Below are 23,951 nucleotides of genomic sequence, written 5' to 3' on the forward strand. Positions count from 1 at the left end.
CGTCGGCGTTGGTTCGCGGGGAAGGTCAGATGCGCCGGGTCAGGGCGTCCCGGATCTCGCGGAGCAGCACGACCTCCTCGTCCGGTGCCGCGTCCTCCTCCTTGTGCGCGTAGCGCGCCTTGAATGCCTCGTACGGCTTGACGACGAAGAAGTAGACGACCGCGGCCATGATGAGGAAGGCCACCAGGGCGGTGAGGAACGGTCCCACGGGGACGCCGCCCGGGCGGTAGGTGTCGAAGTTCGGCTGGGTGAAGATCTTGCCGATCAGCGCGATCAGAAGGTCCGTGAAGCTCTTGACGACCGCGGCGAACGCCGTGGCGATGATGAAGGCAACCGCAAGCTCGATGAGGTTGCCCCGCATGATGAAGTCCTTGAAACCCTTCATGGGCCCCGACCTTTCGCTCTGGAGAGAAAGCCTGACCTCTGCACCGTAGCGACAGAGGCGGCTGATCTCGCGGTGGAACACCGGCGGGTATCTGGGCAACCAGCCACCGGTCGGCCGTCAGCGCCCCCTCAGCACCACCTGGAGCGCGGCCCGGCCGGACGCATCGAGGGGCGCGGCGGTGATCGCGCGGGCGGTGTCCTCGTCGGCGGCGACGACCAGGCCGGGGCCCTCGAGCGCGTACCCGCCGGAGGAGCCCTGACCCTGGATCACCGACCCGAAGTCGGTGCGCAGCGGCCGTTCCACCCGCAGCACGAGCACGTCCCGGGCCACCACCCGATCGACCCCGAGCAGGTCGATCCTGTCGCCCGACGTCACCATCGACACGGCACCGTCGTCGGCCACGGTGACGTGCACCGCGACCTCGCCTGCCGGTCGTCCCGCCAGCAGGGAGTGTGCGTTGAACCGGGACAGCGTCACGGACTCCCCGAGCCCGACCGGTGAGGCGAGCGGGCGCCCGACCACCTCGGCCAGGTCCTGGGCAGCGCCCGGCGGGACGAGTCGCTGCGGCCACGCGACGAGCCGCACAGAGGCAGCGGTCACGATCTCGCCGACCGCGAGTGGACGGGAGGCGACGACGACCGGGACGACGGGCTCGCCCGGCTGGCGGGCGACCGAGACGACGCCGACCACCGCGGCCGCGGCGCAGGCGGCCGCCATGCCCCGACGCAGCACCCTGCGACGCCACTCGCGCCGGCGACCGGGGCCGCGCACCCACGCGGTCACGGCGGCCAGCGGCGACGTCGGCACGGCTGCGGCCTCAGCCCGGCAGGGCGAACGGCAGCTCGATGCCGTCGAGCGCGCGACGGCACGGACAGGTCGCCTCGGCGTCGGGCTCCGGCGCCGGGAGAGCGGCCAGTGCCGAGCGCAGGACGGTCTTGAGGCCCTCGACGTTCTTCGCGAAGACGGCGAGCACCTCCTCGTGGGTCACCGCGTCGCCGCCGTCGACACCGGCGTCGAGGTCGGTGACGAGCGCGACCGTCGTGAAGCACATCGCCAGCTCGCGGGCGATCGCCGCCTCGGGCATGGCGGTCATGCCCACGATCGACCAGCCCGCGGCCTGGTGCCAGGCGGACTCGGCCTTGGACGAGAACCGCGGCCCGTTCACCACGACGAGGGTGCCGTCCTCGACGACCGGCAGCCCGGCGGCGCCCGCCGACTCGATGGCGACCGCCCGCCCCCGCGGGCAGTAGGGGTCGGCGAAGGAGACGTGCACGACCGGTCCCTCCTCGGCATACACCGTGTGCTCCCGGCCCCACGTGCGGTCCACGACCTGGTCGGGGACCACGACGGTGCCGGGGCCGTTCTCCGCCTTGAGCGAGCCGACCGCGCACGGCGCCAGCACCTGGCGCACGCCCACCGAGCGCAGCGCCCAGAGGTTGGCGCGGTAGTTGACCCGGTGCGGCGGGAAGCGGTGGCCCTGGCCGTGCCGGGCCAGGAACGCGACCCGCCGGCCGTCGACCTCACCGATGACGACGTCGTCGCTCGGGTCGCCGAACGGCGTCGACACGCGGACGCGCTCGGCACCCTCGAAGAACTCGTAGAAGCCGGAGCCGCCGATGAGCCCGAGGTCTGCCGGGCCGCCGTCGGGCAGGGGGGAGGAAGTCATGGCGGCAGCCTACGCACGGGCCGGGAGCGCCCGGCGTCCGCGCGACAGGGGCTGTGGAGGGGATCGGACGACGCCCGCCCCTGTGGACGGGGACGGGCGGGAGTCGCGTCAGGCGGCGGAGCCGTCCGCGGCCGCGGTCTTGGTCGCCGTGCTGGTCGAGGACGACGAGTCCGACTTCGAGCCGCCGGAGTCCGACGAGGTCGAGGCGGGCACGGACGAGGACGACCCGCTGCGCGAGTCGGTGCGGTAGAAGCCGCCACCCTTGAAGACGACCCCGACGGCGTTGAAGACCTTGCGGAGCTTCCCGCCGCACTCCGGGCAGACGGTCAGCGAGTCGTCGCTGAAGGACTGCACGATGTCGAAGCGGTGGTCGCACTCGGTGCAGGCGTAGGCGTACGTCGGCACTGTTCCTCCTGGACGGTCACAGGCCGCGCGCCCCCGCGCGGTCTGGCACTCGATCGGTTCGAGTGCCAACTATAAGGCCCCGAGCGCGCTACTTCTTCCCGTCGCGGGTCCGGACGCCCGATCCGCCGCTGCGCCAGCGGCCGCCGCTGACCCGCCAGCGGCTGCCCGCCGCGGGCGCACCCGTCTCCTCGCGTGCGACCGGCAGCCCGAAGCGCAGCCGCCCGCGCCGGGCGCCGCCACCCCTGGCACCCCCACCCCGGGCACCCTCGGCGCCACCCGCGTCGGGAGCGACCCGGTCGGTCCAGCCGGCCAGGCGCCCGTACCTGCTCACCGCCCGGACCCGCTTCTCCGCGCGGGTCCGGCTCGCGGCCGTCGCCACGATGAGCAGCTGGTCCCCGCGGCGGATCACCGTGTTCGAGGCGGGGACGAAGCCCTCCCCACCGCGGACGACGAGCGTGACGTTGGCCCCCTCGGGCAGGCGCAGCTCGAAGACGTCGACCCCGTGCAGCTTCGACGCTGGGCCCACGGTCACCTGGATCACCTCGGCGCCGAGCTCCTCCAGCGGGGTCGCCTCCACCGCGAGGTCCAGCGTGCTGAGGTCCTCGACGATCCCGAGGCGCTGGGCCACCCAGGGCAGGGTCGGCCCCTGGACCAGCGTGAAGATGACCACGAGCACGAACACCAGCTCGAAGATCCAGTCGACGCCCCGCGCCCCCATCGTGGCCGGGACCGTGGCGAGCACGACCGGCACCGCCCCGCGCAGCCCGGCCCACGACAGGAACACCTGGTCGCGCCAGCCCACCCTGAACGGCGCGACCGACACGAGCACCGACAGCGGCCGGGCGACGAGCAGCAGCACGAGGCCGATGACGACGGCCGGCAGCACCTGGGGCCCCATGTGCCCCGGCGCGGCCAGCAGGCCGAGCAGCACGAAGAGCCCGATCTGGGCCAGCCAGCCCAGCGCCGTCGACAGCCCCTGCACGGCCGGGCGGTGGGGGAGCTGCAGGTTGCCCAGCAGCAGGGCCGCCAGGTAGCAGGCGATGAAGCCGCTCGTGTGCACGCTGGCCGCCGCGGCATACGCGAGCACCGTGACGGCCACCACCCCGAGGCTGAACAGGCCCGAGGAGCCGGACGCGGCGCGGCGCATGAACTGCGCGCCCAGCCACCCCACAGCCAGCCCGATCGCGGCACCGACGGCGAGCTCGAAGGCGGCCAGCCCGAGCAGGTGCCACCACGGGTCCGCGGCACCGGGGTCGGCGCTGCGCGCCGCCAGGGCCGTCACGAGGATGACGACGGGTGCGTCGTTGAAGCCGGACTCCGCCTCGAGCATCCCGGTGATCCGCCGCGGCAGCGGCACCCGCCGCAGGACCGAGAACACGGCGGCGGCGTCGGTGGAGGACAGGATCGCGCCGACGAGCAGGGCGGTGTCCCAGTCGAGGTGCAGGACGTAGCGGGCGGAAAGCGCGACCACGAACACCGAGACGAGGACGCCGACCGTCGACAGGACCGCCGCGGGCGCCACCGCCCGGCGGATGCCCTCCCACCGGGTGCTCAGGCCGCCCTCACTGAGGATCAGGATGAGCGCCGAGTAGCCGAGGACCTGCGTCAGCTCGCCGGAGTCGAACCGGATGCCGAAGCCGGCCTCGCCGATGACCAGCCCTATCCCGAGGTAGAGCAGCAGCGACGGCAGGCCCGACTTGGTCGACAGCCGGACCGCCGCGACCGACACGAGGAGCACGATCGACCCCACCAGGAGGGCGGGGGTGAGCTCGTGCAGCGTGAAGGCCGCTCCGGCGCTGGGCAATCCGAACGGCACGGCCTGTCCCCTCCCTTCCCCTCGTGGCGGTGCGGATAGTCTCGCAGGGTGTCGAGCCTGAAACTCCTCCGCCGTGTGGCCGTCGCGCTGGCGGCCCTGCTGGTCGTCGTGATCGGCATCGTGGCGGTCCTCGCCGTGACCTGGGTCCGGCGCCCCTTCCCGGTCACGGACGGACAGGTCCAGGTGCCCGGCCTGTCCGGCAAGGTGACCGTGGTCCGGGGGGAGCACGGCATCCCGCAGATCTACGCGGACACCTCCGAGGACCTGTTCAAGGCCGAGGGGTTCGTCCACGCACAGGACCGCTTCTTCGAGATGGACCTGCGCCGGCACATCACCGCGGGCCGCCTCGCCGAGCTCGTCGGTGAGGGCGGCGTCGAGACCGACCGCGTCATCCGCACGCTGGGCTGGCGCCGGACCGCCGAGGCGGAGCTGCCGACGCTGAAGCCGGAGACCCGCCGCTACCTGCAGGCCTACGCCGACGGCGTCAACGCCTACATCCACCAGGCCGGCTCGCCGTCGAAGATGTCGCTCGAGTACGTCGTCCTCGGCCAGAAGGTCCCCGACTACCGCGTCGAGGACTGGACCCCGGCCGACTCCCTGGCCTGGCTCAAGGCGATGGCTTGGGACCTGCGCGGCGACTACTCGGACGAGCTCATGCGGGCGCGGCTCGCCAGCACCATGCCGATGAGCCAGATCGACGAGCTGTGGCCGCCGTACCAGTACGGCACCAACAAGCCGATCCTCTCCGCGCAGGACTGGTCGCCGGGCACGGCGGCCCCCTCCACCTCCAGCGCCGGGTCCGCCGTCCCGACCCTGGGTGCCAGGGCCGCCACCGCGCCGGCCAGGGCCGGCGTCGCGCCGGCCGGGTCGCAGCTCCCCGACCCCGGGGACAAGCAGGTGCAGCAGGCGTATGCCGAGGTGTCCCGCGCGCTCGCCGCGGTGCCGAAGACGCTCGGCCGGGGTGACGGCATCGGCTCCAACTCGTGGGTCGTCTCGGGCAGCCGCACCACGACGGGCAAGCCGCTGCTGGCGAACGACCCGCACCTCGGGGTCAGCGTGCCGGGCATCTGGTACCAGGTCGGCCTGCACTGCCGGTCGGTCGGCCCGAGCTGCCCGTTCGACGTGGCCGGCTACTCCTTCTCCGGCCTGCCCGGCATCGTCATCGGCCACAACCAGTCCATCGCGTGGGGCTTCACCAACCTCGGGCCCGACGTCACCGACTTCTTCCTCGAGCAGGTCAAGGGCCGCACCTACCTGCGCGACGGCAAGCAGGTGCCGCTCACGATGCGCACCGAGACGATCAAGATCGGCGGCGGGGGAGAGCAGACGATCACCGTCCGCTCCACGGTGCACGGGCCGATCCTGTCCGACGCCATCACCGGGGTGGACCAGGCCGGCGACTCGCCGCCGGTCAACGGGCGGCGCAGCCCCGGAGCGTACGAGGTCGCGCTCGACTGGACCGGCCTGCAGGTGGGCCAGACGGCCGACGCCATCTTCGGGCTCAACACCGCGCAGAACTTCCAGGAGTTCCGTGCGGCGGCCAAGCAGTTCGCCGTCCCCGCGCAGAACCTCATCTACGCCGACACCAAGGGCAACATCGGCTACCAGGCCCCCGGCGCGATCCCGATCCGCAGCCGCTACATGGACGCCCCCCCGGGGTACTGGATCCGCCCCGGCTGGGTGTCCTCGTGGGACTGGAAGGGCTGGGTGCCGTTCGACGAGATGCCGTGGACGTACAACCCGCCCGAGGGCTACATCGTGACGGCCAACCAGGCCGTCACCGCCAGCGGGACGCCGTTCCTCACGACCGAGTGGGACTACGGCTACCGGGCGCAGCGCATCCGCGACCTGCTCGCCAAGGACCCCAAGGTCAGTCCTGCCGACATGGCGCGGATCCAGATGGACACCCGCAACCAGTTCGCGCCGACCCTGGTCAAGGCGCTGCTGGGCATCGACCTCGGACACGACGACTTCACCAAGCAGGCGCAGGACCTGCTGCGCAGGTGGAACTTCACCCAGCCCGCCGACGACAGCGACTCGGCCGCCGCGGCCGCCTACTACAACGCCGTCTGGGCCAAGCTGCTCGACCTCACCTTCAACGACGAGCTGCCGCGCGACCTGCGCGCCGACGGCGGTGACCAGTGGATGGCTGCGGTCGCCTCGCTGCTGTCGCAGAAGGGCACCTCGGCCTGGTGGGACGACAAGCGGACCGCGGGCATCACCGAGGGCAAGTCGGAGATCCTGCGCAGGGCCCTCGTCGAGGCGCGCCTCGACCTGACCCGGCAGCTGGGCAAGAACCCCTCGGACTGGAAGTGGGGCCGGCTGCACCAGCTGACCCTGCGCCACCAGGTGCTCGGGGGCGACGACGTCCCCGGCATCGTGCGCTGGACCTTCAACCTGTCCGCGAAGGAGATGCCCGGGGGGTCGGCCATCGTCGACGCCAACGGCTGGAACGCCGCGTGCACGACGTCGCAGCCGCCCGACGGCTGCTTCAAGAACGACGCGTACGACGTCGACTGGGCCCCCTCGATGCGGATGGTCGTCGACCTGTCCGACCTCGACCGGTCGCGCTGGGTCAACCAGACCGGCAACAGCGGGCACGCCTGGAACGAGCACTACGACGACCAGACCGATGCCTGGGTCAAGGGTGAGCTGTTCGACTGGCCGTTCACCCGCAAGGCCGTCGACGCCGCCGGCGGCGACACCCTGACCCTCGTGCCGTCACCGTCCTCCAACTAGGAGGACCGCGCGGGACGGGGCCGCTCAGCCGGACAGGCGGACCACGCCGTGCTGGGCGGTGAGCGCCGCGTCGACCGGGCGGTCGTGCGGCTCCACCGGCAGGACCTCGTCCAGCACCTCCCACGGGTGGACCAGGGCGACGGTCCTGGCGGCGGTGCGGGCCAGCGCCCGGTCGTAGCAACCCTTGCCACGCCCGAGCCGCGTGCCGCCCCGGTCGACCGCCTGCGCAGGCAGGAACACCACCCGGGCGTCCGCCACCGCGTCGCGGCCCAGCAGCCGCTCGTCCCCGGCCTCGCGCCAGTCCAGGTCCCAGTCCGGCAGGGTCACCGGGACCATGACGCGGATGCCCCGCGCCGTGAGCGCCGCGACCAGGGACTGCGTGGGGGGCTCGCTCGCCAGCGACTCGTAGGCCGCGACCCAGTCCCCGGGACCCAGCCCCTCCGCATACGCCACCTCGAGGGCGCCGAGCTCGAGGGACTCGGCGTCCTTGGCCCGGTCGCGCCCGGGCACCCGTTCGCGCCGCAGCGCCGCGAGGCGCCGGCGCTCGCCGTCCTTGGTCGCACCAGCCATGCCCTGATCGTCGCACTAGGGTGGCTCGCATGAGCCAATCGGGACTGGCAGCAGCAGTGGAGCGGCTGGAGGAGCGCGGGGTCGACCAGCGCGCCATCCGCGTCTTCTCCCACTACTACGAGCAGCTCGAGCAGGGCACGACCGGCCTGATCGCCGAGTCGGACATCGAGCCGCTGAGCGAGGTGACCTCGCTCGAGCAGCTGCAGGCGACCGAGGACGAGCGTCGCGAGGCGCTCTCGAGGACGGCGGTGGTCAAGCTCAACGGCGGGCTCGGGACGAGCATGGGGCTCTCCGGCCCGAAGTCGCTGCTCGAGGTCCGCAACGGGCGCACGTTCCTCGACGTCATCGCGCGACAGGTGCTCGCGCTGCGGGAGCAGTACGACGTCGAGGTCCCCCTCCTGCTCATGAACTCGTTCCGCACCCGGGACGCCTCGCTCGAGGCGCTCGCGGCCTACCCGGAGCTCGAGGTCGACGGCCTGCCGCTCGACTTCCTGCAGAACGCCGAGCCCAAGCTGCGGGCCGACGACCTCACCCCCGTGGAGTGGCCCGACGACCCCGAGCTCGAGTGGTGCCCGCCGGGCCACGGCGACGTCTATGTCGCGATGCTGGCGAGTGGGGTGCTGCAGGCGTTGCGGGACAAGGGCTTCCGGTACGTCTTCCTCTCCAACTCGGACAACCTGGGCGCCACCTGCGACCCGACGGTGCCGGTGTGGATGGCCCGTGAGGGGATCCCGTACGTCTCGGAGGTCTGCGACCGGACCGCCAACGACCGCAAGGGCGGCCACCTCGCCATCCGCCGCTCCGACGGCCGGATCGTCCTGCGTGAGCGGTCCATGGTGTCCGAGGAGGACGACCGCTTCTTCCAGGACACCGAGCGCCACCCCCTGTTCCACGCCAACAACCTCTGGGTCGACCTCGACGCGCTCGACGCCAAGCTCACCGAGAGCGACGGCGTGCTCGGCCTGCCGATCATCGTCAACCGCAAGACCGTCGACCCCAGCCGCAAGGACTCGACGCCGGTGATCCAGGTCGAGTCGGCGATGGGGACGGCGATCGAGGTGTTCGCCGGGTCCCGCGCGCTGCGGATCCCGCGCAGCCGGTTCCGCCCCGTGAAGACGACGAACGAGCTGCTGCTGCTGCGCTCGGACCTGTTCGCGTTCGACGAGCTGTCCCGCGTGGTGGCCCAGACCGACCGGCGCGACCCGCGCGTCGACCTCGACGACCACTACACGCTCATCGGCGACTTCGACGAGCGGTTCCCGGCCGGGGCGCCGTCCCTGCTCGAGTGCACCTCGCTCGTCGTGCACGGCGACGTGACGTTCGGGGCCGGGGTGCGCTGCGTGGGCGACGTCGTCGTCGAGGCCGACGAGCCGCGGACGATCCCCGACGACTCCGTCCTGGGCAGCGACCACGAGGGGGCGCAGGGGGGCAGCCGGTGATCTCGGTCGAGCAGCACCTGTCGCGGATCATGGGGACCGTCAAGGTCATCCGCCCCTTCGAGCTCGGTGTGCTCGACGCCCAGGGGTGCGTCCTGGCCGAGGACGTCAGCGCCCGCGGCTCGCTGCCGGGCTTCACCAACTCCGCGATGGACGGGTATGCCGTGCATGCCGCCGACGTGGCGTCGGCGACCCCCGAGGACCCGGTCGTCCTGCCCGTGGTCAACGACATCGCGGCCGGCAACACCCACGCGCTCTCGCTCGCGCAGGGCCAGACCATGCGGATCATGACCGGTGCCCCCATGCCGCGCGGTGCCGACGCGGTCGTGCCGGTCGAGGCGACCGACGGCGGCGTCGTCCGCGTGCAGGTCCGCCAGCGCTCGGTCGTGGGCCAGCACGTCCGCGAGGCCGGCGAGGACGTCGAGGCGGGTGACGTCGTGCTCCGGCGCGGGACGTTGCTCGGCCCCGGCCAGATCGCCCTGCTGGCGGCGGCCGGCATCGCCCGGCTCAGGGTGGTCCCGCGACCGCGGGTGGTGGTGCTGTCGACGGGCGACGAGCTCGTGCAGGTCGGGTCGACCCCCGGGTTCGGGCAGGTCGTCGACTCGAACTCGGTGATGATCTCGGCGGCGGTGACGGCCGTGGGGGCGACGCCGTTCCGCGTCGGGGGAGTGCGGGACGACGCGCGCGAGCTCATGGACACCCTCGAGGGCCAGCTGGTCCGGGCCGACGCGATCATCACGACCGGGGGTGTGTCGATGGGCGCGTTCGACACGGTCAAGGAGGTGCTGTCGCGAGTCGGCACGGTGCAGTTCGACAAGGTCGCGATGCGGCCCGGGATGCCCCAGGGGTTCGGGCTGCTCGGCGACGAGCAGGTGCCGGTGTTCACGCTGCCCGGCAACCCGGTCAGCGCCCTCGTGTCCTTCCACGTGTTCGTCGCGCCGGCGCTGCGGGCGATGGCCGGCCGGCCCGAGCCGTCGTACCCGCCCGGTTACGTGCCGGCCGTGGCGGCCGAGCCCTTCACGTCCGTCCCCGGGAAGATGGAGTTCCTGCGGGTCGTCCTCGACGGCGACTCGGCCCGTCTCGCCGGGGGGCAGGGGTCGCACATGCTCGGCGCCCTGGCTGCGGCTGACGCCCTGGCCGTGATCCCCGAGGACGTCACCTCCGTCCGGGCCGGCGAGGGGATCGAGTGCCTGCCGCTGCTCGGCCGGGAGGGGCTGTGAGCCAGCAGCCGGCCGTGCCGGGCCCCGGGCTCACGCACGTCCGGGCCGACGGGTCGGCCCACATGGTCGACGTCTCCGCCAAGGCCGTGACGGCCCGCTCGGCGAGCGCCGCCGGTCGGGTGCTGCTGTCGCCGGCCGCGGTCGCCGCCCTGCGCGACGGTGAGGTGCCGAAGGGGGACGCCCTCGCGGTGGCCCGCATCGCAGGCATCCAGGCGGTCAAGCGCACCCCCGAGCTCATCCCGCTCGCCCACCCCATCGCCGTGCACGCGGTCGAGGTGGACCTTTCCGTGGCCGACGACGGCGTCGACATCGTGGCGACGGTGCGCACCGCCGACCGCACCGGCATCGAGATGGAGGCGCTGACCGCGGTCACCGTCGGCGCCCTGGCCCTGCTCGACATGGTCAAGGCCGTGGACAAGCACGCGCGGATCACCGACGTGCGTGTCACCGCGAAGTCGGGTGGGCGGTCCGGCGACTGGGTGGAGGAGCCGTGAGCGAGCAGGCGGCCGAGCCGTTCGGACGGGCCGTCGTCATCACGTGCTCGACCCGCGCCGCCGGCGGCGTCTACCCGGATCGCGGTGGCCCGCTGGTCGTGGAGGCGTTGCGGCAGTGGGGGTTCGAGGTGGCCGACCCTACGGTCGTGCCCGACGGACCCGAGGTCGCCGAGGCGCTCGCGGCGGCGCTGTCGTCCGGCGCCGACGTGGTCGTCACCACCGGCGGGACGGGGCTCTCGCCCACGGACGGGACTCCCGAGGCGACCCGGGCGGTCCTGGACCGCGAGGTGCCGGGCATGGCCGAGGCCATCCGCGCGGCCGGCATCGCCAAGGGGGTGCCCACGGCCATGCTGTCCCGGGGCGTCGCCGGGCTCGCCGGCCGGGCCCTGGTCGTGAACCTGCCGGGCTCGAGCGGCGGGGTCCGGGACGCGCTCGAGGTGCTGGAGCCCGTAGTGCGGCACGCGGTGTCGCAGGTCCGGGGCGGCGACCACTGATGTCGCGCTCGGCCTGGCCCGTCGAGCTGCACGGCCAGACGCCCGGCGGCCAGCCGCTCGTGCTGGACGCCCTGCGCCGCCGGGACAGGCACGAGTGGGTCGAGGTCCGGTCCCGGAACCGCGACTGGCTGGAGCCCTGGGAGGCGACCTCGCCGGAGGCCGAGCCGCAGCGGGTCTCCTTCGCCGGGCTGGTCCGCCACTACAACGGTGAGGCCCGGGCCGGGCGCATGGTGCCGCTGACGATCCGGCTCGACGGGCGCCTCGTGGGTCAGGTGGTCCTGTTCGGGATCGCCTGGGGCTCCCTGCTCTCCGCAGCCGCCGGCTACTGGGTGGACGAGCGGGTCGCCGGGTCCGGCGTGGCGCCGACGGCGCTGGCGCTCGCGGGCGACCACGCCATGCTGACCATGGGCCTGCACCGGGTCGAGGTGAACATCCGCCCGGAGAACGCCCGCAGCCTGGCCGTCGTGCGCAAATTGGGGTTCCGCGACGAGGGGACGCGTGCGGCATACCTGCACATCTCGGGGTCCTGGCGCGACCACCGGACCTTCGCGCTGACCACCGAGGACCTCGGTGGCCACACCCTCCTCGAGCGGTATCTGGAGCACTTTCACACTGATCACATCCGCCACATTGGCGACACACCGCCCCACCTCCCGGGCGGGGGGCCGAGCGAGACCTAACGTCGTCCCCGTGCAGCCAGGCGGTCTCAGCAGTCTCATCTTCGTGGTCATCATCGGTGTCTGGGCTGCCTACTTCATCCAGTACTGGGTCCGCCGGCGCGAGCACCTCGCGACGGCCCAGTCGGTCGACCAGTTCTCCGAGTCGATGCGCGTCCTCGAGCGCCGGAACCCGCAGCCCGTGACGGGCGCTGCCGGCGGCCCGGACGCGCAGGCGACCACGGCCCACGCGGCCTACAGCCAGCTGCTCCTGCGGCGGGCGGCGACGACCCAGGTGGCGGCGCCCTCCGGCCCCGCCGAGGACGTCGAGGCGGGTCGCCCCCGCGCGGGCGAGCCCGCCGGTCGACCTGCCGCGACGGCCCGGCGCACCCGTGCCCTCGTGATGCTCGGAGCGCTCTCCACCGCGGTGGTCACCTTCCCCCTGCTCGCCCTGTCGCTGCTGCCGCTGTGGACGCTGCTGGTCCCGGTGCTGTCGATCGCCGGCTCGTTCGCCTGGGCTCGTGCCTCGGCGCGGGCCGAGCAGCGCGCCCGTCGGGCCTCCGGCCGGCCGCAGCGGCGTGCCGGCGACGCCTCCGTCGGCCAAGCCGCACCCGAGCGCGTCGGTGCGCGACGCCAGCCCGAGCCCTCCGCTGCCTGGTACGCGGAGTCGTCAGAGACGAAGGCCGGACGACCCCGCCGTCATGCGGCCGACGAGCCCGTCGGCGCGCCTGCCGTCGCCGCGGGGGCTGCTGCCACTGGGTCCACGACCGCTGAGGCCAGTGCCGCTGTGGACGCCGAGGCCAGTGCCGCTGTGGACGCCGAGCGGACGCAGGAGCGCCCAGTCGCCCGTGGGTCCGAGCTGTACGACGTCCAGGCGGTCGAGGCCGCCCACACGACCCGGTCCGACCGGTCCGTCGAGGTCGCACCGGTCGAGGAGCTCGTCGTCCCGGCCCGGCCGCTGGTCGACGAGGACGACATCCCGCTGACCTGGGACCCGGTGCCGGTGCCGCGCCCGACCTACACGATGAAGGCCCGGGTCACCCGGCCCGCACCCACGTCGGCCGACCTCGTCGGCGACGCGGACACCGAGTACGCGCCCGTCGAGGACGAGCAGCCCGTCCGCCGCGCCGCCGGCGCCTGACGGACTGGCCGACGCCAGCCGTCTGGCGCCCGACGACTGACGCCCGACGGTCTCACCGGAGCCTGACGGTCTGACCGAGGCCTGCGTGTGGGCCGGCAGCTACCCGCCCGTCCGGGGCGGCTGCCCTAGCGGTTGCCCCACACGGCGCGCGCCCCGGAGTCCCCCGTGAGCACGACGATGACGACGGTGCCGACCGCGCTGACGACCACGGCCAGCCCCATCAGCACCCTGAGCGCGGTCGACGTGGTCGTCCGCGGCCGGCGCAGCACGAGCCACTGCAGCACCGTCGTCGCGGCGAGGGCGATGGCCCACGGGAGGACCTGGTTGCCGTAGTTCTGGTGCTGGGCGATGAACGGCGGGTTGCCGAAGTGGCGCGCCAAGTCGCGTCCGGCGCGGGTGGTCAGCGGGACGGCGAGCATGCCGACGACGGCACCGAGCGGCACGAGGAGACCGAGCTTGCGCTGCGCAGCGGGCAAGACGCTGACCAGGATGCCGCCGGCCGCGCTCAGCGGCAGGAGCACGACGACGAGGTGGACGAGCAGGGGGTGCGCCGGCAGGCCGTTGATCTCCATGCCGGGGGAACGTGGCGCGGCCCGATTCGGTTCACCGGTGAACCCCGGAGGCTGCCGTCTCGTCCTTCCCTGCGCGGTGCACCACCGCGACAATCGAGGCGAGGGTGAAGGAGAGGCGGTGGAACCGGACCAGCGGGAGACCGCGCTGCAGGGCCTGCACGACCGGCACGCCGCCGAGCTGTGGCGGTTCGCGCTGCGCCTGACCCGTGACCCCCAGGTCGCCGAGGACCTCGTGCAGGAGGCGCTGCTGCGGGCCTGGCGGGACCCCGGCCTGCTGGCGCGCACCGAGCCGCAGTCGCGGGCGTGGCTCTTCACCGTCGTGCGCCACCTCGTGGTGGACCGTTGGCGCAGCGCGGCCGCACGGCACGAGCTCACCGGCGCCGACCTGCTCGACCCGGGGGTGGCCGACCGGACCGGTGAGGTGCTGGACCGCTGGCTGGTCGCGGACGGCCTCGCGAGCCTGTCCCGCGACCACCGCCAGGTCATCACGGCCGCCTACTACGAGGGAAGGAGCGTGGCGGAGATCGCCGCCGAGCTGCGGGTGCCCGAGGGCACCGTGAAGTCCCGCCTCCACTACGGGCTGCGGAGCCTGCGCCTGGTGCTCCAGGAGAAGGGGGTGACGGGTTCGTGAGCGGCACCGACGCATACGCCGACTGGGACGCCGCCTACGTCCTCGGTGCAATGGGCGCTCCCGATCGCATGGAGTACGAGGCGCACCTGACCGGGTGCCCGCGGTGCCAGGCCGCGGTGGCCGAGCTCGCCGGGGTCCCGGGGCTGCTCGCCCAGGTGCCCCCGGGTGAGGCGCTGGCGCTGGACGAGGCCGAGGGGGAGGCGTGGCCGCAGCCACCGTCCTCGCTCATGCCCGTCCTGCCACGGGAGCCGTTGGCGGCCCGCGAGCGGCCCCGCGGGCTCCCGCGCGTGCTGCCGCACGCGGCACGTGGCCCGCGGTGGGTGGCGTTCGGGCTGGCCGCCGCCCTCGTGCTCGGCGCGCTCGCGGGGTATGCCGTGTCCGCCGTCCTCGGGGACCGCTCACCGGGGCCGGTCGCGACGGCGACCTCGACCGGTGGAGGCGGGGTGGCTGGCGGAGTGGCAGGGGGCGCAGATGCCACGCGCTTGGCCTTCTCCCCGGTGCAGCCGTCGCTCATGACGGCGGTGGTCGACGTGGTGCCGGTCGCGTCGGGCACGGAGCTGCGGGTCGAGTGCCAGTACGCGCGCTCCTCGGGAGGCTCCACCTCGGGCGGCACGGACGGCAGGTACCAGGGTGAGGACGGCGTCGCGTACGCGATCTGGGTCGTCGACCGGTCCGGTGCGGCCACGGAGCTGCACGCCTGGACTGCGCGGCCGGACCTCGTGATGCGGCCCGTGGGGCGTTCGGACCTGCCGGTCGGCCGCATCGGCGCCGTGGAGATCCGGCGGGTCACGGACGGGGCCACGGTCATGCGGGCGCGGCTCAGCTGAGGCCCGGTCCGGCTGTCCGGCTGTCGTCTCGGCTGTGGTCTCTTCGGTGCTCTGCGTTGCCCCGCAGGCTGGGGCAACGCAGAGTCCGCGTCCTCGCGACACGTCGGAGACCGCCCGGCGCGGCAGTGGCGGGCCGTTTTCTCCCCGGTGCCGGGCTGGTGTTACAGTTTCGTCCGCATCAAGGGGCTGTGGCGCAGTTGGTAGCGCGTCTCGTTCGCAATGAGAAGGTCAGGGGTTCGAATCCCCTCAGCTCCACCCGATGGGAACCCCGTCTGACCAGCGCAAACGCTGACAGTCAGACGGGGTTTCATTGTTGTGGTTCTGTATCCTGCCCAGAATTTGTGCCCCGGTTGTGCCCCAGGGCGTTCAGCCGGGCCAACCCGGCCTGATCGGCACCGGTTCCGAGGTGGTGCAGGTACAGGTTGGTCGTGGCGATCGAGGCGTGCCCCATCCACGTCTGGACGGTGACCGGGTCGACTCCCTTGGCAAGCCAGAGGCAGGCGGCGGTGTGCCGCAGGTCGTGGATGCGCCGGCCTTCGCCGACGCTGGACCAGTGCAAGGTGCGTTTGAAGGCTGAGGCGTGCAGCCGGTGACCCGAGGCGGTGACGAACAGCGGTTCGTCGGCCTGGCGGCCCGAGGCCATGGACCGGACCAACGGCAGGATGCGGTCGGCCACGGGCACGCGCCGGGAGCGGCCCGACTTCGTCGACTTGGTTTCGACGCCCTCGGGCTCGGCACGCTGCACCACCAGGGTCGGCATCGGCACCTCGATGAAGTCGCGCACCCGGATGGCGCGCAGCTCCGACCAGCGCAGGCCCGTCCACGCGGCAACCAAGAGGATGTCGGCCAGGCGCTCGTCGCGGTCACGGGCGGCCGCGTGGACCCGCTCGAGGTCGTCCTCACCGAAGGGGTACATCTCGGTTCGGAGGGCGCCTCGCGGTCTGGGCACACGAGTCGGCAGCACCGGGTTGGCCAAGATGAGCCGCTCACGCACCGCCCAGGCGAAGAAGGAGGACAGGGAGGCCCGGAAGCGGCGCACGGATGACTGAGCAAGACCTTGGCGACTGAGCGAGAGGAGGGCCCGCGACACCTCACGGTCGGTCACGGCGTTGACCGACAGCGCGCCGAGCGACGGTGGCACCAGCCGCAGGAGAGCCCTGTCGGAGATGTAGGTCTTGGCGGACACGGAGTCCTTGCGCTCCTCGAGCCACTGGGGCAGCAGGGAGCGGACCGAAGACCGCCCGGCACGCGGGTCCACGCCTCCGGCGATCGACGCACGCTCGCGCGCCAGCCACGCCTGGGCCTCTCGCTTGGTGTCGAACGTCTTGCCGGCCGCGTAACGGCGCCCCACCTTGAGGACGGCGTAGAACCGCCCCGATTTCTGCTTGCGAATCGTCACGACGCTTGGTGGCTGACCCACTCCAGGACGTCAGCCTTCTGGTAGCGGGGGATCTTCGCAGAGAGCCAGGTGACACGCGGACCACTGCCAGCCAGCCGCCAACGACAAACCGTGGACGGGTTGACTCGTAAGAGGCTTGCCACCTCCTCGGTCGTCAGGAAGGTGGGCAGCAGCTCGACGTCGCTCGCGGCACGGAGTTCGGCCGGTTCACGGGCGGTGGAGGCGGTTGTCATGGCGATCCCTTCATCCACTAGGTCAACGTCGATCAGGGGGCACCATCGGTCACCGCCCCAGCGCGATTCGGTGCTCTGGTGCGGGCGTGTCAGAGGGTGGCGGAACCGGGTGGCGGCGCGCCACGAGGAGGTGGGCGGTCAGATCGGCGGCGCGGGCAACGGGCTCCATGAGCCCGTGCGCCCGGCCAGTAGCGATGGGGAGGTACTCGCCGCGCACACGTGCTCGCAGGTGGTGGGCGCCGTTGTCTCTGCCTCTCGCGGGTGCGAACAGCAGTCCGCTGTTGACGCAGGCACCAGTGACCTCGCGGCTCTGCTCGATGAACCGCGACAGATCTCGGGTGCCGCGCTCGAGGGAGCGCAGGGAGGTCTCGATGTCGAACCCAGCCCGCAGCATCTTCTCCGGCTCGGTTGGGATGGCCATGACGGTGCGGAGCGTGTCAAAGAGCTCGAAGGAGGCGACGCCAAACGCCCGTCCCTGGCGCTGGAGGGTGGTGACAGTCCTCCAGGCGGCTTCGGCGCCCTTGAGCGCATCGGCAGCGCCGCGCAGGTCGCGAGTCAGAGTCACCAGCTCCGCGGGCGTGGTCGATGGGTGCATCCCGTACAGCCGGTGGGTGGTGGCCATCATGAGGCTGCCGACGCTGGCGATGTTGGCCATGACCTGGGTGGAGGGGATGGTTCGCTTCAGTTCCTCGGCCACTTCGACCGCCCAGCGGTGAAGGGCGCAGTCGAGCCGCTCACTGAGCCCCGTGCCTGTCGTCTCCGCGCGTGCGGAGATGGCCTCCAGCTGAACCGGCGCAGAGGCCGCACCGCCAAGGGCGTCGATGGCGCGCTCGGCATACTGGGCGACGGCCAGCGGGCGCGAGCCGTCGTCGATGGGGCCGTGGCGCAGCGCGTAGCGGCCCGCAACGGCGAGCCAGGTCACGACTCTTGCGGTGGCGTCACGGACCGCCTGGTCGCTGAGCCCGTCGACCGTGCCTGGGTGGCGTCGTTCTTCGCTGACCATGTCCGCGAGCACGCCGAGCGTGGTGGCCAGCCGGGCCAGCGGGTGTGGGTCGGTAGGGTCGGCGGGCACGATGTCGGATCGGGTGTCAAGGTCGGCCGAGCGGATCCGGCGCGGCCCGCCGCCGTCGGTAGCCGGCGGCCTCCCTGCTCGCAGTCGGGCAATGAACTCGTCCTTGTTGCTTCTGACGAATCGCCTTGCGGCCCTGGCGGAGAAATCGACGTCCAGCGGCGGACGCAGGGGAGTGGGGTAGGCGTGGATCACGTGCAGCAGGGTTGCCCTGCTGCTGGTGCAGGCGCCGGTGTCGTCGCGTCCTGGGCCGATGAGCTCGCGCACGAGGCGATAGGCGGTGGTGTCGAAGGACTCCCACAAGGGGGTATCGACGGGCAGGTCGCAGCGGGCCACCTCGCGGGCCAGCCGATCGGCGCGGTCAACGAGGTCGCGGCCCGTGGTGGTGGTCATGTCGCCATCTCCGCCGCGGTCCGCCGCAGCTGTTCGAGTTGCCAGCACCACAGCGCGACATCGGCCGGCCCGTGCCCGGGTGGCACCGCATCAAGAGCACCAATGGCCAGCTCCACATGGGTGAGCACGCCGGCCTGGTCAGCGACCTGCGAGGCCGCGCTTGGCTGGGCACTGAGCCCGTCGGCGGTCAGCTCGAGCTGACCGGCATAGGCGTGCCACGGCGAGAACGCGTCACCGAGGCTCTGCTTGGCGGCGTCGACGGCGGCCATGCGCAGATGGGCGGCCGCAAGCTCGAGCAGGTCGGCCGGGGTCTGGTGTGGGTGCACGGAGTCTCCCTTCCGTTCAGCGGTATGCAGCGGGGCCGGCTGCCAGCTCCACGCGTCGGCTCGCCGGTACTGGCTCAACGGGCCGACTCACGGGGGCGGCAACGTCACGCCGTTGGGCGGCGGCTACCGCGACGGCCTGCCGCAGGGTGTCGGTGAAGGTTCCTTTCGGGTTCCAGCCCTGACGGGTCATCTCATCGTCGGCCTGCGCGAACAGAACCCGGGCCGCTGCTCCGTCCACGCCCATGAGCACTGGGATGAGGTCGCGGATCGTGTCCCTGACCTGGTCATGCGCCGCAGCGAGCGCGGCCCGGACGAGCTCGCGCCCGGGTTGTACCGGGCGCGGGTCACCGACCTCCACGCCTGGGTCGAACGCGCTCAACCCATCGGGTCCATGCAGGGCCAGCCAGTCGGCGGGATCCAAGTTGCTCGGTAAGTGGGTGAGCATGGCCGGGTAGCGCTGCCCGCGGCATACGGCATCGACCCATCGCTGCGCACCCTCCGCGCCCGCAGCGTCCGCGTCGAGGGCGATCACCACCTTCGCGAGACCGCTGGTAGTGACCAGGTGCGCCTGCGCCGGCGACACGCTGACCCCATTGGCGGTGCACGCCCAGAACTGGTCCAGCCGTCCGCTGGTCGCGGCGGCTGCCGTGATGGCGAGGGCATCCAAAGGACCCTCGACCACGACCGCAACCGCGCCCATCGTGGGCCGTGTGGGGGAGTAGAGGGCGGTGGACTTGTCGAATGTCGCCGTGCGGGTCGGGTTGCGGTACTTCGGCGTGCGCGGGTCGTCCACGGTGGTGCGCCCGACCAACGCGGCGATCTGGCCCTCGGGGGAGTGGACCGGTACAACGAGCCGAGCGTGGAATGTGTCCATCAGCCGGCCGCTGTTGCTGCGCCGGGACAGGTCCATGGCGAGCAGCTCGTCCGCGCCCACCCCCTGGCCGAGTAGATGCCGAGTCATGCCGGACCAGTCGTTCCCGGTGTGCCCCACTAGTGCTGCGCCCAGCTGCGCTTCGAGGTCGCGGACGTCGATGCCGCGGTGGTGGCTCAGGTAGCTGACGGCGAACGCGTGCCGGACGGTGTTGGTGCAGTACTGCCAGGCCATGGTGTTGATCTGGTGTCCGCGGTGGGTGCTGACCAAGGGCCGCTGGCGCGGGACGGCCGGTGCGCGGGGAACCGCCGACGGACGTGCAGCCGGGCTGGGGGTGTGGTGGTCGAGGCGGTCGACGGCCTCCAGGAAGCCCAGCCCCTCGAGGCGGCGCACGAAGTCGATCACGTCGCCGGAGGCGCCACAGCCGAAGCAGTGGAACCGATCGGGGACACCGCCGACGGACAGCGACGGGGTGGCGTCGTCGTGGAACGGGCAGCAACCGACGAACCCGAGTCCTCGTGGGGTGAGCTCGATCCCGGCTGCGGCGACCACCTCGTGGATCGGGTGCGCGGCCCGGAGGGCGGCGATGTCGACGGGCCCGGCACTGGCGCCGGTCATGGCTCGATCACCCGTGTCGGCTCGTTGGCCGCGAGCGGTTGGATGGGGCTCATTCGCCCGAGAATCACCTGAGAGCGAACGACTTCACCGAACGCCCCGACATCCATGTGGATGTCGGAGTCCAGCGACTGCTTGAACGCAGCATCCACGGCCTGCCTAGGGACGTCGGTCCCCAGCACCTGGTACTCGTTCCAGAGCGGGTCGTAGGCGTACAGCAGGCCTCGGCTGGCGTCCAAGGGCGCACGCCAGGAGATTCGCTGATTACCCGTCTCGCCCCACCGCATCCCGTAGTCGCGGTCCACGCCCGGGACGTGCCCGTACTGCGCCCGGAACGCATGCGGCCCCAACCACTGCGGGGAGTCGTTGGTTGCGGCTGGAGCAGCCTCGATGGCCCGCGAGAGCAGGAAGTTGACGTCGTGCTCACCGTTGGACAAGGCGTCGGTGAGCCGGTCCGCGATCTCGAACGCGACTTGGTCGACGCCCCTGGCCGCAGAAAGGCCGAGAGCTTGCGCGTAGGCGTTGCGCTGTCCGAGCCGGTACCAGTAGTCCGCCGGGTCGTCCAGGTCCACATTCACCTGGGCATTGCGTGCCAGTGCGACGAGCTGCTCGCGCAGGTGGTGATCGGTATGCCGTTCGGCTGGCTGCGCAACCATGGTGGCCTTCCTCGCACGAGACGTTCTCGCGCTTCAGAAGGACAACCGGCTCAAGGGGGCACCATGCGCAGGTGATCGCTCACGGGGTCCGCGGATGAGTCATACGCCCACCGCCCCCACGGCTTTCCGCCCAGATTGACGTTGGCCTGGGTCCAATGGCTCGCAGCACGGGCCGGAGGTCGGCCGCTCGGCTACACCGGCCGTTCGCTGACCGTAATGCGGGACCGAGGCGTTCGACGGTGCCCGGTCTGCGGGTGACGCCTCCGTCGACGTTCCCACCGCGATCGCCCAAGAGACGCGGGAAGAGGCGTGTCGCGGAAATCTTCCTTCCGGAGGCTTTCACGGGCCCCTGCGACGACGTCTAACAGGCACAGCGGGCACAAACAGAAAGGAGCCCACAGTGAGCACTCACTCCGAGAGCGACACGACGTCCAAGCCGGGTCACGGCGACGACCACCCCTTCAAGGTGACCTTCCGGTCCCTGGCGGGGCACAGCGACAAGGTGACGGTCAAGCCGTCAAACACCATCGGCGAGGTCACCGACAAGGAGGTCAAGCAGTTCATCAACCAGGGCTGGCTGACCGCCGGCGACTACTCGCTGAGCCTGCCCCGCGTCTCCGACAACGAGCTCGACCCATCGGCCAACTTCGGCGACCTCGGAATCGTCGAGGGCGACGTCCTCGTGCTGATCAACCGCAAGCCCCAGGTCGACGGCGCCAGCGCCACCGTCACCAAGTAGCGGGCGGTGGCTCTCCACCCGGCTGTCCTGGCCGACCTCCTCGACGCGGAGGTCGGCCGGGCCCGCATGAAGCTCGGCGACCTGGCCGGCGACCTCCACCGGGAAGGGTCGAACGTTGTCATGACCCTGAAGCGAGACGACGGCTCATGGAACCTGCTGCTGGACGGCTCCCGCTACGACTCCGAGCCGTTCGACGCGACCCTCGTCGACGACGACGGCGAGATCCTGGCGTTGGGGCAGTGGATCCCTGGCTTTTGCCACGGCGTCCATCCCAGCCTCGGCGTTCCGTTCGTGTGCGTCAGCGGCACCCGCGGCTACTACGCCCACGAGAGCCACTTCACCGAACGCTGGGACTCCCACCGCTTCAGCATGCGGCTCGACTCCCTAATCGAATCCCTTCTCCGGAAGGCAGGCATCAATGCGTAATCACCACACCTCTCCAACACCTTCAACGACGCCACCGACCGAGGGAGCACCACTCGTGCTGACCTCGAGGGTCCTCCAGGACGCCCGCACCTTCTTCGAGAACCGCGGAACCCTCGGCCTCGAAGGCACCGCAATGATCAAGAAGGGCACGGGTCTCGAGCTGGTCATCCCACGGCAGAACGCGCACCGCTACGCCTTCGGAAGCGTCAACGTCGAAGTTCCCCGGGCAGGCCAGATGGACCTCGCTCTCGCACTGGGCCCTGACGAGTTGTACGTCGCGCGCATCCACAGCCACCCCGGTGACGCGTTCCACTCCCCGGCAGACGACGCCAACCCCGTCATCACCTTTGAGGGCGGCATCTCGATCGTCGTTCCGTACTTCGGCCTGGGCCTGCGTCGCGGCCTGGACGCCTGCGCCGTCTACCGCTTCCGCGACGGGTCCTGGGACGAGCTGATGGCTGGACCGGATCGCGACCGATGGATCGTCGCTGAGGAGTCGTCGTGAGCTCCTGGTCCGAGGACCCGCGGCTGCGGCTCCTCGGAAGCCAGACCGCCGGCGGCGTGCAGGAGCCGGCTATCCAGGTTCTGCAACGGCTCGATGAGACCGAAGTCTCCGTGACTGTGTCAGCAGAAGCCAATGACGCTGGGCGCGTCGCTGTCGCGGCGTTCGTGACGATGATTGCCCGTCTGGTGCCGCGCGCTGTTGTCTACGACCCGTCTGGCGACGGTCGCTTACCGAATAACTGGTGGCAGGCGGCATCGTGGGCTGACCTGCTCCACAGGCTGACGCCGGTGCGCCCAGTCACCGAACTGCCCGCCACCCGACGCATCTCGGTGGGTTTCGGCGTCGTCGAGCCTGGCTGCGATGTCTACGTCGGCGGCGGTGACTGGAACGTCGTTCTCGCCGACCGCCCCGTCTCTATGGAGATCGGCGCCATCCACGGCCTCGGACTTCATGCCGCAGGGTGCCTGGCGGTCAGCCAGGTCCTCATCAAGGTCCTCGCCGACCTGGGCTTCCCGGGCGTAGAGGTGACTGGGACGGTCGAAACCAACCTGATCGACCACCGTCTGCGCCTGGTCAACGACCAGGACCTCGCGGTCACTGACCCAGCGGGCGAATTCGAGGTTGGGCGAAGCGGGTTCCTGGGGGTCGGATCGGTGGGTACCAGCGCAATGGCCCTGCTTGCAACGGCGTGCTCGCCGGTGCTGAACGGGTCGCTGCCGGCAGCCGCGTGGTCCGCAGCACTGGAGGTGACCGCGGTCGACAAGGATGTATTCGACCCTGACCGTAACCCGTACCGTTACCCGGCCCTGCTGGGAGGCGAGACCGGCAAGAAGGCCACAGAGATGGTCAAGCGTCTCCAGCAGCTTGGGCTGACCGCCGAGGCTCACGACACGGACGTCGCCACCTGGAACACCACCAAGAAGGAGCCCGGCTGGCACGGCGTCGTGATCTCGAGCGTCGACACTCTTAGCGGGCGGCTCGACGTCGCCGACGTGCTCAGCAAGGCGACCTTGTCTGCGGGGGTGTTGGGCACCGAACTTCACGTTCAGTGGGAGCGGTTCGCCGACGGGTTCGGCTGCCCGTTCTGCGACTTCGTCCGCGCTGAACCGCCGCTCACCCAAGCCGGCGTGTATTCCCAGGTCACCGGCATCCCGATCCCGCGAGTGCTCGCTCTGCTCCAGGACGGAACCGTCTTGGAGCCCTCCGATGTCGACATGGCGATTGCTGCTGGCCGCGTTCCCGCGCCGCGACGTGATGCTCTGGTCAGCGCCCCGCTAAGCGACTTGATCCGTCAGGCGTACGCCGAGGCCGAGATGCGTTCCCACGCCGACGCCAGTGCCGATGTGGCGAACGGTGACCGCGAGGTCATCGCGGTGGCGTCGCCACAGGTGTCCTGGTTCGCCGGTGCTCTGATCGCCGCCGAGCTGGTGAAGCACATGCTCGGCCTACCCACCGTTGACCGGCGGGTCGACCTTGACGTCGCCGGCCTGCCAGCCGGGATTGTGCGCCGGCCGCCCGCCGACGCAACCGGCACGTGCATCTGCCATTCCGGCGTACGCCGACGCTGGTACCGGACGATGTATGGCGACAGCGCTGCGACGGAAGGCGGATGTGCCTGATTCCTCAGCGGATCGAGTCGAAACTCACCCGTCCCATCCGGTGCATCG

At 71.7% G+C, this 23,951-nt stretch carries 26 protein-coding genes and 1 tRNA gene; 14 read left to right on the top strand and 13 right to left on the bottom strand.

Going from position 1 to position 23,951, the window contains the following annotated elements; translation table 11 throughout:
• Positions 1-25: 25 nt before the first annotated feature.
• The 5 genes from mscL to ACFUC1_RS02315 form a co-directional block, all read right to left on the bottom strand.
• Complete coding sequence (gene mscL, locus ACFUC1_RS02295) at positions 26-385, bottom strand: large conductance mechanosensitive channel protein MscL (RefSeq protein ID WP_379116291.1); 360 nt, start codon at positions 383-385, stop codon at positions 26-28.
• Between the two features lie 117 nt (positions 386-502).
• Positions 503-1,192, bottom strand: coding sequence for an SAF domain-containing protein (locus tag ACFUC1_RS02300; protein WP_379116293.1), 690 nt, complete (start codon positions 1,190-1,192; stop codon positions 503-505).
• Between the two features lie 10 nt (positions 1,193-1,202).
• A complete protein-coding gene (locus ACFUC1_RS02305) occupies positions 1,203-2,051 on the bottom strand; it encodes an S-methyl-5'-thioadenosine phosphorylase (RefSeq protein WP_379116294.1) in 849 nt (282 codons plus the stop codon).
• 108 nt (positions 2,052-2,159) lie between these two features.
• Positions 2,160-2,456, bottom strand: a complete 297-nt coding sequence (locus tag ACFUC1_RS02310; protein ID WP_379116295.1) for an FmdB family zinc ribbon protein — start codon at positions 2,454-2,456, stop codon at positions 2,160-2,162.
• Positions 2,457-2,544: 88 nt separating this feature from the next.
• On the bottom strand, positions 2,545-4,272 hold the full coding sequence (locus tag ACFUC1_RS02315; protein WP_379116296.1) for a potassium/proton antiporter: 1,728 nt from the start codon (positions 4,270-4,272) through the stop codon (positions 2,545-2,547).
• 48 nt (positions 4,273-4,320) lie between these two features.
• Between ACFUC1_RS02315 and ACFUC1_RS02320 the strand changes: the two genes are divergently transcribed.
• A complete protein-coding gene (locus ACFUC1_RS02320) occupies positions 4,321-7,011 on the top strand; it encodes a penicillin acylase family protein (RefSeq protein ID WP_379116297.1) in 2,691 nt (896 codons plus the stop codon).
• 24 nt (positions 7,012-7,035) lie between these two features.
• Here the strand turns inward: ACFUC1_RS02320 and ACFUC1_RS02325 are convergent, their stop codons facing one another.
• Positions 7,036-7,581 (bottom strand): 5-formyltetrahydrofolate cyclo-ligase, encoded by a 546-nt coding sequence (locus tag ACFUC1_RS02325; protein WP_379116298.1) that lies wholly within the window; start codon positions 7,579-7,581, stop codon positions 7,036-7,038.
• A gap of 29 nt (positions 7,582-7,610) precedes the next feature.
• Between ACFUC1_RS02325 and ACFUC1_RS02330 the strand changes: the two genes are divergently transcribed.
• From ACFUC1_RS02330 to ACFUC1_RS02355, 6 genes are read left to right on the top strand one after another with little or no spacing between them, the layout of a single operon-like run.
• Positions 7,611-9,020: a UTP--glucose-1-phosphate uridylyltransferase gene (locus ACFUC1_RS02330; RefSeq protein WP_379116299.1), complete on the top strand. Its 1,410-nt coding sequence runs from the start codon at positions 7,611-7,613 to the stop codon at positions 9,018-9,020.
• Positions 9,017-10,237 (top strand): gephyrin-like molybdotransferase Glp, encoded by a 1,221-nt coding sequence (glp, locus tag ACFUC1_RS02335; RefSeq protein ID WP_379116300.1) that lies wholly within the window; start codon positions 9,017-9,019, stop codon positions 10,235-10,237. Before ACFUC1_RS02330 ends, glp begins: the two co-directional genes overlap by 4 nt.
• Positions 10,234-10,731, top strand: coding sequence for a cyclic pyranopterin monophosphate synthase MoaC (moaC, locus tag ACFUC1_RS02340; RefSeq protein WP_379116301.1), 498 nt, complete (start codon positions 10,234-10,236; stop codon positions 10,729-10,731). The genes glp and moaC overlap by 4 nt, the downstream gene beginning before the upstream one ends.
• Complete coding sequence (locus ACFUC1_RS02345; protein ID WP_379116302.1) at positions 10,728-11,225, top strand: molybdenum cofactor biosynthesis protein B; 498 nt, start codon at positions 10,728-10,730, stop codon at positions 11,223-11,225. Before moaC ends, ACFUC1_RS02345 begins: the two co-directional genes overlap by 4 nt.
• Positions 11,225-11,905: a GNAT family N-acetyltransferase gene (locus ACFUC1_RS02350; protein ID WP_379116303.1), complete on the top strand. Its 681-nt coding sequence runs from the start codon at positions 11,225-11,227 to the stop codon at positions 11,903-11,905. The genes ACFUC1_RS02345 and ACFUC1_RS02350 overlap by 1 nt, the downstream gene beginning before the upstream one ends.
• Positions 11,906-11,915: 10 nt before the next feature.
• Entirely contained in the window at positions 11,916-13,022 is a 1,107-nt protein-coding gene (locus ACFUC1_RS02355) for a hypothetical protein (RefSeq protein ID WP_379116304.1), read from the top strand.
• A gap of 125 nt (positions 13,023-13,147) precedes the next feature.
• On the opposite strand, the gene ACFUC1_RS02360 is transcribed toward ACFUC1_RS02355, so the two are convergent.
• Positions 13,148-13,594, bottom strand: coding sequence for a DUF2231 domain-containing protein (locus tag ACFUC1_RS02360; RefSeq protein WP_379116305.1), 447 nt, complete (start codon positions 13,592-13,594; stop codon positions 13,148-13,150).
• 118 nt (positions 13,595-13,712) lie between these two features.
• Between ACFUC1_RS02360 and ACFUC1_RS02365 the strand changes: the two genes are divergently transcribed.
• From ACFUC1_RS02365 to ACFUC1_RS02375, 3 genes are all read left to right on the top strand, one after another.
• On the top strand, positions 13,713-14,225 hold the full coding sequence (locus ACFUC1_RS02365; RefSeq protein WP_379116306.1) for a sigma-70 family RNA polymerase sigma factor: 513 nt from the start codon (positions 13,713-13,715) through the stop codon (positions 14,223-14,225).
• Positions 14,222-15,052, top strand: a complete 831-nt coding sequence (locus ACFUC1_RS02370) for an anti-sigma factor family protein (RefSeq protein WP_379116307.1) — start codon at positions 14,222-14,224, stop codon at positions 15,050-15,052. Before ACFUC1_RS02365 ends, ACFUC1_RS02370 begins: the two co-directional genes overlap by 4 nt.
• Before the next feature lie 182 nt (positions 15,053-15,234).
• Positions 15,235-15,307: transfer RNA gene (locus tag ACFUC1_RS02375), tRNA-Ala, on the top strand.
• 52 nt (positions 15,308-15,359) lie between these two features.
• On the opposite strand, the gene ACFUC1_RS02380 is transcribed toward ACFUC1_RS02375, so the two are convergent.
• The 6 genes from ACFUC1_RS02380 to ACFUC1_RS02405 are packed head-to-tail and all read right to left on the bottom strand — an operon-like array spanning position 15,360 to position 20,614.
• Entirely contained in the window at positions 15,360-16,451 is a 1,092-nt protein-coding gene (locus ACFUC1_RS02380) for a tyrosine-type recombinase/integrase (RefSeq protein ID WP_379116308.1), read from the bottom strand.
• Positions 16,448-16,702, bottom strand: coding sequence for a helix-turn-helix transcriptional regulator (locus ACFUC1_RS02385; protein ID WP_379116309.1), 255 nt, complete (start codon positions 16,700-16,702; stop codon positions 16,448-16,450). The genes ACFUC1_RS02380 and ACFUC1_RS02385 overlap by 4 nt, the downstream gene beginning before the upstream one ends.
• A 31-nt stretch (positions 16,703-16,733) precedes the next feature.
• Positions 16,734-18,146 carry a hypothetical protein gene (locus ACFUC1_RS02390; protein ID WP_379116310.1) on the bottom strand — a complete coding sequence of 471 codons (1,413 nt, stop codon included), beginning with the start codon at positions 18,144-18,146 and terminating at the stop codon, positions 16,734-16,736.
• Positions 18,143-18,472 carry a hypothetical protein gene (locus ACFUC1_RS02395; protein ID WP_379116311.1) on the bottom strand — a complete coding sequence of 110 codons (330 nt, stop codon included), beginning with the start codon at positions 18,470-18,472 and terminating at the stop codon, positions 18,143-18,145. The genes ACFUC1_RS02390 and ACFUC1_RS02395 overlap by 4 nt, the downstream gene beginning before the upstream one ends.
• A gap of 16 nt (positions 18,473-18,488) precedes the next feature.
• The gene (locus ACFUC1_RS02400) at positions 18,489-19,961 is read right to left on the bottom strand and encodes a CHC2 zinc finger domain-containing protein (protein ID WP_379116312.1); all 1,473 of its coding nucleotides are present in this window, start codon (positions 19,959-19,961) and stop codon (positions 18,489-18,491) included.
• The gene (locus ACFUC1_RS02405; RefSeq protein WP_379116313.1) at positions 19,958-20,614 is read right to left on the bottom strand and encodes a hypothetical protein; all 657 of its coding nucleotides are present in this window, start codon (positions 20,612-20,614) and stop codon (positions 19,958-19,960) included. The genes ACFUC1_RS02400 and ACFUC1_RS02405 overlap by 4 nt, the downstream gene beginning before the upstream one ends.
• 400 nt (positions 20,615-21,014) lie before the next feature.
• Here ACFUC1_RS02405 and ACFUC1_RS02410 point away from each other — a divergent pair, with 400 nt between their 5' ends.
• From ACFUC1_RS02410 to ACFUC1_RS02425, 4 genes are read left to right on the top strand one after another with little or no spacing between them, the layout of a single operon-like run.
• The gene (locus tag ACFUC1_RS02410; protein ID WP_379116314.1) at positions 21,015-21,353 is read left to right on the top strand and encodes a hypothetical protein; all 339 of its coding nucleotides are present in this window, start codon (positions 21,015-21,017) and stop codon (positions 21,351-21,353) included.
• 6 nt (positions 21,354-21,359) lie between these two features.
• The gene (locus tag ACFUC1_RS02415; RefSeq protein WP_379116315.1) at positions 21,360-21,779 is read left to right on the top strand and encodes a hypothetical protein; all 420 of its coding nucleotides are present in this window, start codon (positions 21,360-21,362) and stop codon (positions 21,777-21,779) included.
• A 55-nt stretch (positions 21,780-21,834) separates the two neighbouring features.
• Positions 21,835-22,284 (top strand): hypothetical protein, encoded by a 450-nt coding sequence (locus ACFUC1_RS02420; RefSeq protein ID WP_379116316.1) that lies wholly within the window; start codon positions 21,835-21,837, stop codon positions 22,282-22,284.
• Entirely contained in the window at positions 22,281-23,903 is a 1,623-nt protein-coding gene (locus ACFUC1_RS02425) for a hypothetical protein (RefSeq protein ID WP_379116317.1), read from the top strand. The genes ACFUC1_RS02420 and ACFUC1_RS02425 overlap by 4 nt, the downstream gene beginning before the upstream one ends.
• Positions 23,904-23,951 lie beyond the last annotated feature (48 nt).

It is taken from the genome of Pedococcus sp. NPDC057267 (assembly GCF_042668795.1).
GTDB lineage: Bacteria > Actinomycetota > Actinomycetes > Actinomycetales > Dermatophilaceae > Pedococcus.